The organism is Sphingopyxis soli (genome assembly GCF_018682675.1).
Taxonomy (GTDB): Bacteria; Pseudomonadota; Alphaproteobacteria; order Sphingomonadales; family Sphingomonadaceae; genus Sphingopyxis; species Sphingopyxis soli.
Genome location: NZ_JAFMTR010000076.1, coordinates 1 through 14,419, shown reverse-complemented (window position 1 = coordinate 14,419; position 14,419 = coordinate 1). Strand labels below are relative to the sequence as shown.

The window sequence follows — 14,419 nt, the reverse complement described above, 5'->3', positions numbered from 1 at the left end:
CGCTCGCTGTCAGTCCTTGGCAATCATGTCGGTCGGGGCGGCGCGGATCAGAACATGCTTTCGGGGATGATGATCACATCGCCCGGTTGCAAGCGGACGTTCGCCTTGATGTCGCCGCGCTTGATGAGGTCGTTGAGGCGGAGCGCGAACTCCTCCTGCTTGCCCGTGCCCTTGTCGTACCGCACGAGGCGCGCCTTGTTCCCCGCCGCATATTCGCCAAGGCCGCCGACCGCGATCATCGCGTCGAGCACGGTCATGTTGGCGCGGAACGGGATCGACGCCGGCTTCTCGGTCGCGCCGACGACGCGCACCTGCTGCGAAAAGGTGCTGTTGAAGCTGGTCACGATCACGCTGACGATCGGATCGGTGATATATTGGCTGAGTTGCAGCTTGATATCCTGCTGCAGCATCGTCGGCGTCTTGCCGACCGCGGGCATGTCGGTGATCAGCGGGGTGGTGATCCGGCCGTCGGGGCGCACCTGCACCTTGCCGCCGAGTTCGGGATTGCGCCACACGAAGATCTGCAGCTCGTCGAGCGGGCCGATGATATATTCCTCGCCCGGCCCTTCCTGGTTCGCGACGAAATTGGCGCTGGGAAGCTGCGGCGCCGGTCCCGCGCCGCCCGCGCAACCCGCGAGGGCGGTCGCGGCCATGCCCGCAACCAGCGCGATGCGTGCGGCGTGAAGCGGGGGGTAGGACGTCATATTCAAATCACCTTTCGGGCAGCCGGGCGCCTCCTGCCGTCCCTAAACGGCTGCAAAGAAACCCATTGCGTCAGCTTCCGCTATTGCTCGAAAGGGTGAATATACCGTTAGTCTTGCGCTAAGTTCGAGCCGCGTTTGCCGTAGTTTGTGCCGTATCGGCACAGAAACAGCCCTATACGAGCATCTCGCGCGCCGCCCCCTGCCCGAGGAAGCCCGCCGGACTGGCCGTCGCACCATAGGCGCCGGCAAGGAAAAGTGCAATCAGATCACCGACTTGCGCGCGCGGAAGCGCGACCTGATCGCCCAGACGGTCGAGCGGGGTGCACAGGCAACCGACGACCGAGACGGTCTCCTCGGGATCGGCGCCGAAGCGATTCGCTACCCCTATCGGATAGTTGCGGCGGATGACGGTGCCGAAATTGCCGCTCGCCGCGAGCTGGTGGTGAAGGCCGCCATCGGTGACGAGGAAGGTCTCGCCATGGCTGGTCTTGCGGTCGATGACACGGGTCAGATAGACCCCCGCCTCCGCGACCAGCCAGCGCCCGAGTTCCATCGCGAACCGGCTGTCGGCGAGCGCTGCGTCGCGTTTCGCGAGCGTATCGCCGAGCGCGGCGCCGACCGCCGCGACGTCGACCGCCACGTCGCCGGGAAAATAGGGCACGCCCATTCCGCCGCCCAGATTGACGAGCGGCGGCGCCGCGCCGATCGCGTTGGCGAGCCGTCCGGCGAGCGCCACGGTCCGCGCCTGCGTCTCGGCGATGGCGCCGGCATCAAGTGCTTGCGATCCCGCAAAAATATGAAAACCCTGCCAGTCGGCACCGGCGTCGATCAGGCGGCGGACGAGCGCGGGAACGGCGTCGGCGTCGACCCCGAACGGCTTGGCGCCGCCGCCCATCTTCATCCCCGATCCCTTGAGATCGAAGTCCGGGTTGACGCGCACCGCGAGCCGCGGCGTGACGCCGAGCCGCGCGGCGATCGACAGCGCCCGTCCGGCCTCGCCCGCGGATTCGAGGTTGAGCGTCGCGCCCGCCTCGATGGCGGCTTCGAGTTCGCGGTCGCGCTTTCCCGGCCCCGCGAAGCTGATGTGTTCGGGGGCCATCCCGCTCGCCAGCGCAGCCCTGAGCTCGCCCCCCGACGCGACGTCGAAACCGTCGACCAGCCGCCCCATGAAGGCGAGCAGCGGCGCATAGGGGTTCGCCTTCATCGCATAGTGAAGCTGCACCTCGGCGGGCATCGCGGCGCGCCATTCGGCAACGCGCGCGGCGAGCATCGCGCTGTCATAGACGAACAGCGGCGTATCGCCCGCGACGTCGGCCAGCGCCTCGGCGCGGTCGCCGCCGATCAGCAGCATCCCCCCGGCGTCGGCCGCAAAACCGGGCGGGATCGGACCGTGCGGCTTCATGCCGCCACCGCCTTCGCCCAGCCGGCGGCGATGGCGACGCGGTCGAGCTTGCCGTTCGGGTTGCGCGGCAGCGCGTCGCGCCACTCGATCGCCTGTGGCTGCATGAAATTGGGGAGATGCTGGCGGAGATAGGCCGAAAGCCGCGCCGCGTCCTCGCGCCCGTCCTTGCCGCGCACGATCAGGACGATCGCGGCGCCGAGCCGCGGGTCGGGGACGCCGAACGCCACCGCCTCGAAGATCAGGCCCGAGGCGATGGCGACATCCTCGACCTCGGTCGGGCTGACGCGATTGCCCGCGGTCTTGATCATCGCATCGTCGCGGCCGACGAAGGTGAGCAGCCCGTCGCTGTCGCGCCGCACCGTGTCGCCCGACCACACCGCCGTCCCGCCATAGCGCGAGGACGGCGGTGCGGGCCGGAAGCGCTCGGCGGTGCGCGCCGCATCGTGCCAATAGCCCTTCGCGACCAGCGGCCCGGCGTGCACCAGCTCGCCCGGCTCATCGTCATCGGTGATGCTGCCGTCGGGACGGCAGACGAGGATTTCGGCGTGCGGGATCGCGCGGCCCATCGAGGTCGGATGCGCGGCGACGAGCGACGGGTCGAGGTAGGTCGAACGAAAGGCTTCGGTCAGCCCGTACATCGGATAGATGTCGGCGTTCGGAAAGGTCGCGCGCATCTCGTCGACCAGCGAGGGGGTCAGCGCGCCGCCGCTGTTGGTCAGCCGCCGGAGCAGCGCCGCGGTCCCGGCGGGCCAGTCGCTCTCGACAAGTTGCACCCAGAGCGGCGGCACCCCGGCCAATGTCGTCACGCCATGGCGCGCCACCGCCTTCACGACGTCGCGCGCGGTCAGATAGTCGAGCGGCGCGACCGAAGCCCCCGCGTACCAGCTCGAAAGCAGCTGGTTCTGTCCATAGTCGAAGCTCAGCGGCAGCACCGCGAGCACGCGGTCGGCGGGCGCGATCTTCAGATAGGTCGCGACGCTTTCGGCGCCCAGCCAAAGGTTCGCATGGCTGAGCATCACGCCCTTCGGCCGCCCGGTCGATCCGCTGGTATAGAGGATCGCGGCGAGATCGTCGGGATCGGCGGTCGACGGCGGCAGCCCCTGCCCCGCCGAATCAATGATTTCTTCGGCGACCTTCAAATCCTGTAGCGCGCAATCGTCGGGCAAGGCGCCATCCAGCATGTCGGAGCGCGATCGGTTGGTGACGAGCAGCTTTGCGCCGCTGTCGGCTAGGATATGCGCGACCTGCGCGCCTTTCAGCAGCGGATTGACCGGCACATGGATCAGCTCGGCGCGCGCGGCGGCGAGCGGCAACAGGCAGGTCGCGCGCGACTTCGCGCCCCAGCTCGCGACGCGCTCGCCGGGACCGCCCGCCTCGGCCAGCAGCCACGATGCGAGCCGCCCGACCGCGGCGTCGAGGTCGCCGAAACGGAGAACGCGGTCGCCCGTCAGCAGCGCAGGCGCGTCCGCGGCGCCGCGCAGCGCGAGATGGTCGACCGGATACGACTGCGGGTTTTCGGCTTTGGTCATCGGCTGTTAGGAGAGAGTTGATAGAGGGCCGCAGCATGGATGGGAACGGTGAAGATCGCGCTAATGATGATGCGGCAGCGGCCGCAGACTTCGCCTCGCCCTTCGACCGCGCCGAATGGTTCGCGTTGCTCGAGGCGCATGGCTTTGCCGGTGGCGGCCGGTACGATGCAAAGGCGACGGCGGGCGGCGTCACCGCATGGCTTCCCCTGCGCGCCGAGAAACCCGGTCATCTCGCCGGGCTGACCAACTGGTACAGCTTTGCGATCCGGCCGCTTTACGAGGGTAGCGGGGATCGCGCCGCCGCGCTGGCTGCGTTGTTCGGCGACCTGCGCAAGCGGGCGGCGCGCGTCTCGCTTTACCCCGTTCGCGACGGCGATCGCGCGGCGATCCGGTCGGCGCTGCGGACCGCCGGCTGGTGGCTGACGGCCAGCCCCGCCGGCGACCGGCACTGGCTGGACCTCTCCGATATGGACCATGATCGCTGGTGGGCGAGCCGCCCCGGCGCGCTGCGCAGCACCGTCCGGCGCAAGGCAAAGAAGGGCATCGTCGATATCGAGCTGTCGACGCGCTTCGACGCGGCGAATTGGGCCGCCTATGAGGACATCTACGCCGCAAGCTGGAAGCCCGAGGAAGGCGATCCCGCACTGCTGCGCGCCTTTGCCGAGGCCGAAAGCGCGCGCGGCACCTTCCGCATGGGACTGGCCCGCATCGAGGGCGCGCCGGTCGCCGCGCAATTCTGGACGGTCGAGGACGGCACCGCCTTCATCCATAAGCTCGCGCATGTCGAGGACAGCCTGAAAGCGTCGCCCGGCACCTTGCTGTCGGCGGCGCTGTTTCGCCATGTGATCGAGGTCGACGGCGTGAAGCGCGTCGATTTCGGCACCGGCAACGACGCGTACAAGCGCGACTGGATGAACCGGCACGAGCCATTATGGCGCATCGAGGCTTTCAATCCGTCGCGCATCGCGGCATGGGGGCCGGCATCGAAAGCCTTTGTGCGTTCCATGCTGGGGAAAGACACGTGACCGAACCGACCCACCAGCCCTTTGGCGTCGACGCCACGCTTCGCGCGCTGCTCGCCGACATTCTCGGCCTCGGCGACGAGCGGGCCGCGGCGCTGACCGCGGACAGCGGCCTGTTCGGCGCGCTGCCCGAATTCGATTCGATGGCGGTCGCGACCGTTCTGACCGAGATGGAAGACCGGCTGGGTATCATCATCGACGATGACGAGATCGACGGCGAGATTTTCGAAACCTACGGCAATCTCCTCGCTTTTTCGCTGCGCAAAGTGAACGGTTGAGGCAGGCCCGGGCGGCATGGCAGAGCATCTGTTCCGCATCGCCCCGTCCGGCGCGAGCCGCGCCACCATTCTGATCGTCCCGCCGCTGTTCGACGAGGCGAACCGCCTGCGCCGGACGCTGGCGCTCGCGATGCGCGCGCTGGCAGCGGAGGGATTCGCGGCGGTGCTGCCCGATCTCCCCGGCCAGAACGAAAGCCTGGTCGCGCTGGAAGACGTCGATCTCGAACGCTGGCGGGATGCGCTGGCGGAGGTCGCGGCCGGAATCGACGGCCCGGTCGTGATCGCGTCGATTCGTGGCGGCGCGCTGATCGATCATCGCGCGGAGGCCGCCGCCTGGTGGCGGCTTGCCCCCGTCGGCGGCGCGTCGTTGCTGCGAACGATGTTGCGCGCCCGGGTGACCGCGGATCGCGAGGCGGGAATCGAATCGTCGCCGGAAAGCTTGCAGGCGGCGGCAAGGGACGCGCCGCTGCTGCTCGCGGGCAATGCGCTGTCGCCCGCGATGGTCGCCCAGCTCGGCGCCGCCGAAGCGCAGCTGGTCGCGCCGCTGCGCGCGATCGGCCTTGGCCCCGACGGCATCGCGGGAACGCCGCTGTGGCTGCGCGCCGAGCCCGGCGAAGATGCGGCGATGGCGGCTGCGATCGCCGCCGACGTCGCCGCGTGGAGCAAGACATGCGGCATCAGCTGAGTTTCGCCTGCGAAGGGGCAGCGCTCGCCGCGACCATCGACAAGGCGCCGGGCACGACCGGCCTGCTGATCGTCTCGGGAGGCAACGAGGTACGGAGCGGCGCGCATCGCGGCATGGCGATGTTGGCGCAACAGATCGCGGCGGTAGGGCATCCGGTGTTCCGCTTCGACCGCCGCGGAATCGGCGACAGCGAGGGGGTCAACGGCGGCTATGCAAGCAGCGGACCCGATATTGTCGCGGCGATCGCGGCGTTTCGCGAGGCCGCACCCCATGTGACGCGCATCGTCGCGTTCGGCAATTGCGATGCGGCGAGCGCGCTCTTGCTGCACCAGCCGCTGGCGCTGGACGCCCTGATCCTTGCCAATCCGTGGACCTACGAAGACAGCGAGGAGGAAGCCGGCGAACCCGCGCTGCCGCCCGCTTCGGCGATCCGCGCGCGCTATCTGGCGCGGCTGAAAGATCCGAAAAGCCTGCTGCGCCTGCTGAAGGGCGAGATCGACATCGGGAAATTGTTTCGCGGCCTCTCCGCCCTGAAACAGGCGCCGCAGCCGCCCGCACCCCACAGCCTCGCCGACCGGCTCGCCAGCAACATCGCCGAGCTGCCCTGCCCCGCAACGATCCTGCTCGCTACCGGCGACCGCACCGCGCAGGCCTTTATGGACGCGCTGGCGCCGTCGCTCGCCTCCATCGAGGCGAACCCTTCGACCGTCGGGATCGAAAAGCTCGCCAGCCCGTCACACAGCTTTGCCGGCAAGGATGCCGACTGGCTGTTGGCTCGGATATTGAAAGCGCTGGCCTGACGGCAGCGTCGGGTTGGGGAGCGGACCAAACGCCCTCTCTCCTTCGGGGGAGAGAGCTATTCCGTCAATGTCCACAACCGGTCGTTACCCGCCGCGCGGCCTATGCCTCCACCATCGCGTGATACTCGGCCTCGGCCAAAAACCGTTCGGCGTCGAGCGCCGCCATGCAGCCCATGCCCGCGGCGGTCACCGCCTGACGATAGACCTTGTCGGTGACGTCGCCCGCGGCGAAGACCCCGGGGATCGAGGTCAGCGACGTGCCGGGCGTCACCTGCAGATAGCCGTCGTCGTCGAGCGGCAGCTTGCCCTTGAACAGCTCGGTCGAGGGGCTGTGGCCGATCGCGACGAAGCCGCCGTCGGTCGGTTCGTGGCTCGCCGCGCCGGTGACGGTGTCGATCAGGTCGACGCCGACCAGACCCGACACCCCCTCGCCCGAAACAAAGCGGTCGACGCGCTTGTTCCACAGCACCTTGATCTTCGGGTTCGCGAACAGGCGATCCTGCAGGATCTTCTCGGCGCGAAGGTGGTCGCGGCGGTGGATCAGGGTCACGTCGTCGCTGTGGTTGGTGAGATAAAGGGCTTCCTCGACCGCGGTGTTGCCGCCGCCGATGACGACGACCTTCTTGCCGCGATAGAAGAAGCCGTCGCACGTCGCGCAGGCCGAGACGCCCTTGCCGCCGAGTTCCTGCTCGCCGGGGGCGCCCAGCCATTTCGCCTGCGCGCCGGTCGCGATCACGAGCGTTTCCGCGAGATAGATATCGCCGCCGTCGCCGGTCAGCCTGAACGGACGCTGCGACAGGTCGACGTCGACGATCGTGTCCCAGATCATGGCTGTCCCGACATGCGTCGCCTGCGCGGTCATCTGCTCCATCAGCCATGGGCCCTGGATCACTTCGGCAAAGCCCGGATAGTTCTCGACGTCGGTGGTGATCGTCAGCTGGCCGCCGGGCTGCAGCCCCTGCACGACGATCGGCTTCATCCCCGCGCGCGCCGCATAGATGGCGGCCGACAGGCCGGCGGGGCCGGAGCCGAGAATGAGCATTTTGGTGTGGTGCGTGGCGGGCATGATCGTCTTTCGGGTCCGGAGGCGAATCCTGTGCGGGATCGCACAGATGGGTGTTGCCAACCGCGCTAGCAAGGGTCAGTTTCCGCGCCAAGGGGGAGCATGGAAAAGGACATTTCATCCGGGCAGCGAGAGAGAGCGGGCAGGCGGCCCGGCCGCTGGGTGCTGATAACCGCATTGGCGATTGCCTTCGCGGTCGCCGTCGGTTCCTATACCGCCGCCGCCGCGGGCACCGCCGGGGCCATCGGCTACACGGTTCTCGTCATCCTGCCCGCCGCACTGTCGGCCTTCGTCGCATGGGTGGGCAGCATGGGACGCAACTGGCCGCGCTCCACCTTCGCCCTCGTGCCCGTCTGGTTGAGCGTGGGCGTCGCCGTCATCGGCGCCGTTGCATTTCGCGAAGGAATCGTCTGCATCCTGATGCTGTTGCCGCTTTGGCTTCTATTCGGAATGCTGGGCGTCTGGCCGGTCTATCAGTATCGCAAACAGAGCAATGGCGTGGATTCCAGCATCTTTCGTGCGAATGCGCTCTTGCTGTTGCCGCTGCTTTCCTTGGTCGTCGATCAGCATGTCGCGCCGCCGACCGCTCGCTATCACGTCGTTCGCGAAATCAGCGTCGCGGCGCCGCCCGAAGCGGTCTGGCCCCAATTGCTCGCAATTCCCGACATCGACGCGGCTGAAGGTGTCTGGACGGTCAGTCAGAGCCTGCTTGGCCTGCCCCGCCCAACCGGCGCCAAGCTGACCGGCCGGGGCGAAGGTGCCGTCCGCGACGCAGAATGGCAGGGCGGGGTCCGGTTCCGGGAAATCGTCACGCGCTGGCAGCCCGATCGCGCGCTGCAATGGCGTTTTTCATTTCCCGACGCGTCGATCCGCCTGCGGACGGACGAACATATCGACCCGCACGGCCGCCATCTGTGGATCGAGAGTGGGGGTTATGACCTGATTCCCACGCAAGACGGCGGGACGAAAATCCGGTTGTGGACGCGCTATCGCGCCACGACGCCGCTCAACGCCTATGCGGCGATGTGGGGGGAGATGATTTTGGGCGACATCCAGAATAATGTGCTCGCCATCGTCGCTGGCCGGATCGCCCGGGAGAAGAACCATGAATAGCTGGTGGGAACGTCATGGGGTGCCGCGGCTGATCAAATGCGCCTGCTCGCAGGGGCAGATCATGAAGGCGCGGAGCAAGATCGTGCCGTACGCGCAGGGCGATGTGCTGGAGCTTGGCTGCGGCGGCGGGATCAACATGGAATTTTACCAGCCCGCACGGGTGACGAGCTTCACCGGGCTCGATCCCTCGCCCGAGCTGCTCGCGATGAGCCGCGCGGCGGCGGCGGCGCGCGGGATGGAGGCCGATATCCGGGGCGGCGTCGGCGAAGCGATGCCGTTCGAGAGCGGGCGTTTCGACACGGTGGTGTCGACCTTCACCCTCTGTTCGGTCGTCGATCAGGCGGCGGTGCTCGGCGAAATCCGCCGCGTGTTGAAGCCTGGCGGAACCGCGCTGTTCCTGGAGCATGGCGGCGCGCCCGACGCGGGCGTCGCCAAATGGCAGCGGCGGATCGAGCCGGTATGGAAGCGCATCGGCGGCAATTGCCACCTGACCCGCCCGATATCGCAGGCGTATGAAAAGGCCGGCTTTTCGGTGGACCGGCAGGGTGCAGCCTATATGCCGGGGACCCCCCGCCCCTTCGGCTGGGTCGAATATGGCGCCGCGCGCGTCGCATCGTGACGGGAGGATAGCGCGATGATCCGTTTGTGGCTCTTCATTCTCTCCGCCGCCTTTCTGGTCGCGCCGACCGGCGCCGAGGCGCGCAAGGTCGCGCTGGTCATCGGCAACGCCAATTATGCGAACACCAGCCGCCTCGCGAACCCGCCGAACGACATCAAACTGGTCGCGGCGTCGGCGAAGCAGGCGGGGTTCGACGACGTAACCGTCGCCGCCAATCTCTCGGTCAACGATTTTCAGAAAGTGATGCGCGACTTTCGCACCAAGGCCGAAGGGGCCGAGATCGCGATGGTCTATTATGCCGGGCACGGGATAGAGGCGCAGGGCAAGAACTGGCTGATCCCGACCGACGCGCAGCTCAAATCCGACCTCGACCTGCCCTATGAGGCGATCAACCTCGACCGGATGATGGAAGCGGTGTCGGGCGCGCGGATCCGCCTGGTCATCCTCGATTCGTGCCGCAACAATCCCTTCGGGCGCACATGGAAATCGGGAACGCGCGCGGTGCAGGCCGGGCTCGCCGGCGTCGAGGCCGACGATGTGCTGGTGATCTTCGCCGCCGCGCCGGGCCAGCTCGCCGCCGACGGCACCACCGGCAACTCGCCCTTCGCGACTTCGCTCGCGAAGCGCCTGCCGCAGCCCGACCTGCCGGTGCAATTGCTCGGCGGCGCGATCCGCGACGATGTGCTGGCGGCGACCGGCGGCCAGCAGCGGCCGTTCGTCAGCGCCAGCATTACCGGCACGCCCTTCTATCTCGTGCCGCGCGCGGGTCAGGCACCGACGGGCAATCGCGCCGCGCTCGAAGAGCTGCTGTGGAAGGGCGCGGTCGCCGAGAACAGCGCCAGCGCGTTCAAGGCCTATCTCGCCGAATTTCCTTCGGGCAAATATGCGGCGCAGGCGGGCGAGAGCGTCGCGCGCCTCGCGAAAAATCCCGGGGCCGCGCCGGTCGCCGCCAAGCCCGCGGTGACGGCGGCGCTTCCGGCGACAAAGAAATACACGCTCTCGAACATCCGCGTCGAGGCGGTGAAGCTGACCGGGCGGCTCGGGCTCGGCCTGCCCGACCAGCTGTTCCTGCGCTTCAACACCGGCGAGCGTTTCCCCGAGGGGTCGCGCGAGATTTTCTCGATCAAGAAGGGCGAGAGCTGGGTCGTCGACCGGAATTTCACCTTCGAACAGCCGGTGAGCTTTCAGCTGCGCGAATTCGACGACATCGGCGGCAGCGACAATATCGGCACCGTCGACCTGGGTTCGACGCCCGGCACCTTCACCCGGACGCTGGACGGCGACGCCAGCGACTACCGCGTGACCTATACGCTGACGGTGGGGTGATCAGTCCTTCTCGCCGACCTCGACGAGGCCGTGCCCGACGCTGACGCGCTCGTCGAAGACGAAGCAACTGCCGTGCCAGCGGCTGTCGGCTTCGGGCACCTGCTCGAGATAGGCGAGGATGCCGCCTTTCAGATGCGCGACGTCCTCGACGCCTTCGCTGCGCAGGAAAGCGGTCGATTTCTCGCAGCGGATGCCGCCGGTGCAGAACATCGCGATGCGCTTGCCCGCGAAACGCCCGGCGTTGGCGCGCCACCAGTCGGGGAAGTCGCCGAAACTTTTCGTCCCCGGATCGATCGCGCCGTCGAAGCTGCCATAGCCGACCTCGAACGCGTTGCGCGTGTCGATCACCACCGTGCCCGGATCGTCGACAACCGCGTTCCAGTCAGCCGGGTCGATATAGGTTCCGGCGTCGCGCGCGGGGTCGACCCCCGGCACTTTCATGGTCACGATTTCCTTCTTCAGCCGCACCTTCAGCCGCTGGAAGGGCATCGCCGCGGCGGCCGAATATTTGACGTCGAGGTCGGCGCAACCGGGCAACGCACGGATATGCGCGACCACCGCCGCGATTCCGGCTTCGCTGCCCGCGATCGTGCCGTTGACGCCCTCGCGCGCGAGCAGCAGCGTGCCCTTCACCCCCCGCGCGGCGCAAAGGTCGAGCAGCGGCTGGCGCAGCGCGGCGGGATCGTCGAACGGCGCGAAACGATAGAGGGCGGCGACGGTGAAGGTCATGGCGGCGCTCCCCTTACCCGCTCGCATCGAGCGAAGTCGAGATGCCTATCGTTGGCGCATGGCCTCACGGTGTGTCGACATCGCTCGACACGAACGGATAGTGTGAGGTCGCCTCAGCGAAAGGGATCGCTCCGCGCGGTCGCATAATGCGCCATCGCCATCGTCGTCCATTGCGCGTTGACGCGGATGCAGGTCGGAAAGACGCTGGCGTCGGTCACCAGCACATTGGTCGTGCCGTGGACGCGGCATTCGGGGTCGACGACGCCATATTGCGGGTCTTCGTTGATCGCGTTGCCGCCGTGCGGATGGCTGCTCGACAGCGTCGCATCGTCGGCTTCCCGGATCGCATCCTCGAAGAAATCGTCGATGTCCATGCCGGGCGTCACCACCTGGCCTTTGGTGAGCGCCGGATAGCATTCGAGCGCCCCCGCGGCGAAATGCACCTTGGTCAGCGTCGCCATCGCGCGGCGGAGCAGCGGCAGGTCTTCGTCATTGTCCAGCTTGAACCTGAGCTTGCCGTCCTTCACCTGGCCGCGCCGGTCGGCGGGAAACAGGATGCCTGCCGAATGGACGCGGCCGAAATTCTTCATCCGCGCCGCATGATCGGCGAACCAGCCGGGCATCAGCGACGCCATCGCCATCGGCGGCTGGAAATGGCTTTCAAGCAGGAAGTCGCCGCAGTCGACATAGCTCGTCATCTGGTCCTCGTCCCACGCATTGCCGCCGACGCCCGGCGGCATCAGCGCGACGACGGGCGACGCGATGTTGAGCGAGACCTGATAACCGGTGCCGCCGATGTCGCTGCGATCGAGGAATTTCGACGAGGCGATCGTCCCCGCCGCGACGACCACCCCGACGCGCGTGCGGACGAGCCGTTCGGACCCGTCGGGCAGGATGAGCTTCACCGCCTCGGCCTCGCGGCGTCCGTCGATGCTCGTCTGCCAGACGATGCGCTCGGCCTTGGTCCCCGGCAGGATGCGCGCGTCATGGTCGCGGCACGCGTCGGGCAGATAGGTCTGCGCCATCCCCATCCGCCGCCCATAGGGGCAGCCCGCATTGCAATAGCCGCAATAGGCGCAGGCATTGGGCGTGTTCGGCGGCCCGAAATTCTTCGCGAACCAGTCGGCGACCGCGCGCTTCTCGCCGGGTTCCGTCGAGGCGGCGGCATAGGCGCGCCAGCCGTTCGTCAGATGCGGCCCATTGTGCCGCCCGCTGCGCGGCTCGGCCATGCCGATGCCGAGGCGCGCGGCGATCGCATCATAGCTGGCATGAAAGGCCGCCTTATCGACCGGCGCGCCGATGCTCGCCCATTTGGCAAGGATATCGACCGCGTCGGGATGCGTGCGCCCGGGTTCGTTGACGCGCAGGCAGATGCCGTTGTTGATCGTCGACGATCCGCCGACGCAGCGCCCCTGAAAGACGACGAAATCGCGGTCGGTCGAGGTCTGGAGCGCGCCATGCTTGAACAGGTTCGCCACCATGTCGAGTTCGTGGTGATCGATCCGCGGCGAGGGGTAGAAGGGCCCCGCCTCGACGATCAGCACCTTATAGCCCCGGGCCGCGACATGATAGGCGGCGACCGCCCCGCCCGCGCCCGATCCGACAACGACGACGTCATATTCGTCGGCGAGCGTCGCGGCGTCCAATATATGGGCATCGTCGATCTCGCGCCCGTCGACGCGCGTGATCGCCAGTTCTCCCGGCCCGCGCACCCGATGCTTGGGCAGGGTGAAGCCGATCTGCTTGTGCACCGGATTGTTCGCGTTGGCGTCCTGATCGCCCGGCATCCAGTGGCCGTAATAGCAGGCGTAGATGATGCCGCGCAGCCGCGCCATGTCCTGGAACAGGTCGATCTGGCTGTTCTGCAGCCGGTTCCGGATCCGTTCGGCGCGCGTCGCGACGCTGGCCTCGGCGAACATCGGCCCCAGCACGATCTCGGTCCCGGTGAGCGAGAGGCGGATCTCGTCGAGCTTGGTGCCCCCGACCTTGCCGAACAGGGTGGCGATGTTGGCCACGACCTGATCGGCCGTGATCTTCATCTCGGCGCCGTGGAACAGCGCCTCGGTCAGCGCCTTCAGGAATGTGAGTTGCCCGAAATTGAACGGTGCCGCCATCCCCTGCCCCCCTTACTGTCCCCGCTGCGCAGATGCGGGCGTATAGGGCGGAAACGCAAGGCGATATTGTACCGGAACGACAGCTAGACGGGGCCATCGAATATGTCGGCGCGCCAGTCCGCAAGATCCGTGTCGCCGCGGGACGAAGCGAGGTAGCGGCCCCAGGCCAGTGCCTCGTGCGCGACGATGCCGAGTTCCCAGACGCAGAAGGTCGGCCGCGCCGCGCCCGCTTCGCCCGGATAGGCCGGATCGAAGGGCGCGAAGGCGGGCATGTCGCCGCGGCGATACCAGACCGCCTCCCACAGCTCGTTCGACCCGTGCCAAACCGAGACGAGCAGGAAATAGAAATCTTCGCCGCAGCGGTGGAGCAGGACGAAGCCGTGGTCGCCGGGTGCGGCTGCCGTATGCGCGTGCGCTGCGAACCAGTCTTCGCAAAGCGTGGCAACATCGTCCGGCACCGGCGCGTCGGGCGCGGTCAGTTGGTAGAGTTTGAATAGTGCGCCACCCGCTTCACGAAGGCCCATGAAGCGGCCGAATTTGGCATAATGGCGATAGAAGACATCGACGGCGGCGGACATGGCAAACTCCCGATTTGTTCTATTTATGTTCTATCCGGTCGCAAAGCCGAAGTCGAACGAAGAATGAGGTTCGCGCTATTGTTGGATGGCAACTTGCGACCGGTTGCGGACATAAGATCCTCCCTGTCGCGCAGCGATGGGGAGGTGGCAGCCCGAAGGGCTGACGGAGGGGCTATGGCGCGACTTCGCGGCCCCTCCACCACCCGCTTCGCGGGCGGTCCTCCTCCCCATGGCTGCGCCACAGGGAGGATAAACGCCTTCTTCGTCACCCTCGAACGAGACAAGTGGCTCGGTCGACTTGATCCGGGCTCCATTCTCGCTGCGCCGGAAAAATGGATTCCGGATCAAGTCCGGAATGACGAGGGTCTAAAATCGAACGAGCACGACATTTCTAGCATCGTCACCCTGAACTTGTTTCAGGGTCCATGGTCCGACGGCTCCTTCGGCGCTGCGCCGG

At 67.3% G+C, this 14,419-nt stretch carries 15 protein-coding genes; 8 read left to right on the top strand and 7 right to left on the bottom strand.

The annotated features are described in order from the left end of the window. Positions 1-47 precede the first annotated feature (47 nt). The 3 genes from J1N50_RS12290 to J1N50_RS12280 form a co-directional block, all read right to left on the bottom strand. Entirely contained in the window at positions 48-704 is a 657-nt protein-coding gene (locus tag J1N50_RS12290) for an XrtA/PEP-CTERM system exopolysaccharide export protein (protein WP_215353860.1), read from the bottom strand. A 172-nt stretch (positions 705-876) separates the two neighbouring features. Next, positions 877-2,106 carry a pyridoxal-dependent decarboxylase, exosortase A system-associated gene (locus J1N50_RS12285; protein ID WP_215353858.1) on the bottom strand — a complete coding sequence of 410 codons (1,230 nt, stop codon included), beginning with the start codon at positions 2,104-2,106 and terminating at the stop codon, positions 877-879. Further along, positions 2,103-3,635 (bottom strand): acyl-CoA ligase (AMP-forming), exosortase A system-associated, encoded by a 1,533-nt coding sequence (locus tag J1N50_RS12280; RefSeq protein WP_215353851.1) that lies wholly within the window; start codon positions 3,633-3,635, stop codon positions 2,103-2,105. The genes J1N50_RS12285 and J1N50_RS12280 overlap by 4 nt, the downstream gene beginning before the upstream one ends. Positions 3,636-3,670: 35 nt before the next feature. Here J1N50_RS12280 and J1N50_RS12275 point away from each other — a divergent pair, with 35 nt between their 5' ends. The 4 genes from J1N50_RS12275 to J1N50_RS12260 are packed head-to-tail and all read left to right on the top strand — an operon-like array spanning position 3,671 to position 6,420. Then, positions 3,671-4,660 carry a GNAT family N-acetyltransferase gene (locus J1N50_RS12275; protein WP_215353842.1) on the top strand — a complete coding sequence of 330 codons (990 nt, stop codon included), beginning with the start codon at positions 3,671-3,673 and terminating at the stop codon, positions 4,658-4,660. Next, a complete protein-coding gene (locus J1N50_RS12270; protein WP_343227877.1) occupies positions 4,657-4,935 on the top strand; it encodes a phosphopantetheine-binding protein in 279 nt (92 codons plus the stop codon). Before J1N50_RS12275 ends, J1N50_RS12270 begins: the two co-directional genes overlap by 4 nt. Positions 4,936-4,951: 16 nt before the next feature. Next, positions 4,952-5,620, top strand: a complete 669-nt coding sequence (locus tag J1N50_RS12265) for an alpha/beta hydrolase family protein (RefSeq protein WP_215353838.1) — start codon at positions 4,952-4,954, stop codon at positions 5,618-5,620. Continuing rightward, a complete protein-coding gene (locus J1N50_RS12260) occupies positions 5,605-6,420 on the top strand; it encodes a hydrolase 1, exosortase A system-associated (protein ID WP_215353836.1) in 816 nt (271 codons plus the stop codon). Before J1N50_RS12265 ends, J1N50_RS12260 begins: the two co-directional genes overlap by 16 nt. A gap of 100 nt (positions 6,421-6,520) precedes the next feature. Here the strand turns inward: J1N50_RS12260 and trxB are convergent, their stop codons facing one another. After that, the gene (trxB, locus tag J1N50_RS12255) at positions 6,521-7,486 is read right to left on the bottom strand and encodes a thioredoxin-disulfide reductase (RefSeq protein WP_215353833.1); all 966 of its coding nucleotides are present in this window, start codon (positions 7,484-7,486) and stop codon (positions 6,521-6,523) included. A 99-nt stretch (positions 7,487-7,585) separates the two neighbouring features. Between trxB and J1N50_RS12250 the strand changes: the two genes are divergently transcribed. The 3 genes from J1N50_RS12250 to J1N50_RS12240 are packed head-to-tail and all read left to right on the top strand — an operon-like array spanning position 7,586 to position 10,541. Next, a complete protein-coding gene (locus tag J1N50_RS12250; protein ID WP_215353831.1) occupies positions 7,586-8,596 on the top strand; it encodes an SRPBCC family protein in 1,011 nt (336 codons plus the stop codon). Beyond that, positions 8,589-9,215 (top strand): class I SAM-dependent methyltransferase, encoded by a 627-nt coding sequence (locus J1N50_RS12245; protein WP_215353828.1) that lies wholly within the window; start codon positions 8,589-8,591, stop codon positions 9,213-9,215. Before J1N50_RS12250 ends, J1N50_RS12245 begins: the two co-directional genes overlap by 8 nt. 15 nt (positions 9,216-9,230) lie before the next feature. Then, positions 9,231-10,541 carry a caspase family protein gene (locus J1N50_RS12240; RefSeq protein ID WP_215353826.1) on the top strand — a complete coding sequence of 437 codons (1,311 nt, stop codon included), beginning with the start codon at positions 9,231-9,233 and terminating at the stop codon, positions 10,539-10,541. Here J1N50_RS12240 and trhO read toward each other — a convergent pair whose 3' ends face one another. The 3 genes from trhO to J1N50_RS12225 all read right to left on the bottom strand — a co-directional run bounded on the left by trhO (position 10,542) and on the right by J1N50_RS12225 (position 13,962). Continuing rightward, positions 10,542-11,270, bottom strand: a complete 729-nt coding sequence (gene trhO, locus J1N50_RS12235; RefSeq protein WP_215353825.1) for an oxygen-dependent tRNA uridine(34) hydroxylase TrhO — start codon at positions 11,268-11,270, stop codon at positions 10,542-10,544. It lies immediately after the preceding gene. A 113-nt stretch (positions 11,271-11,383) separates the two neighbouring features. Continuing rightward, entirely contained in the window at positions 11,384-13,384 is a 2,001-nt protein-coding gene (locus J1N50_RS12230) for a GMC family oxidoreductase N-terminal domain-containing protein (RefSeq protein ID WP_215353823.1), read from the bottom strand. Positions 13,385-13,467: 83 nt separating this feature from the next. After that, positions 13,468-13,962, bottom strand: coding sequence for a hypothetical protein (locus tag J1N50_RS12225; RefSeq protein ID WP_215353821.1), 495 nt, complete (start codon positions 13,960-13,962; stop codon positions 13,468-13,470). A gap of 174 nt (positions 13,963-14,136) precedes the next feature. Here J1N50_RS12225 and J1N50_RS12220 point away from each other — a divergent pair. After that, on the top strand, positions 14,137-14,419 hold a 283-nt coding region (locus J1N50_RS12220), incomplete at its 3' end, for a hypothetical protein (protein ID WP_215353819.1).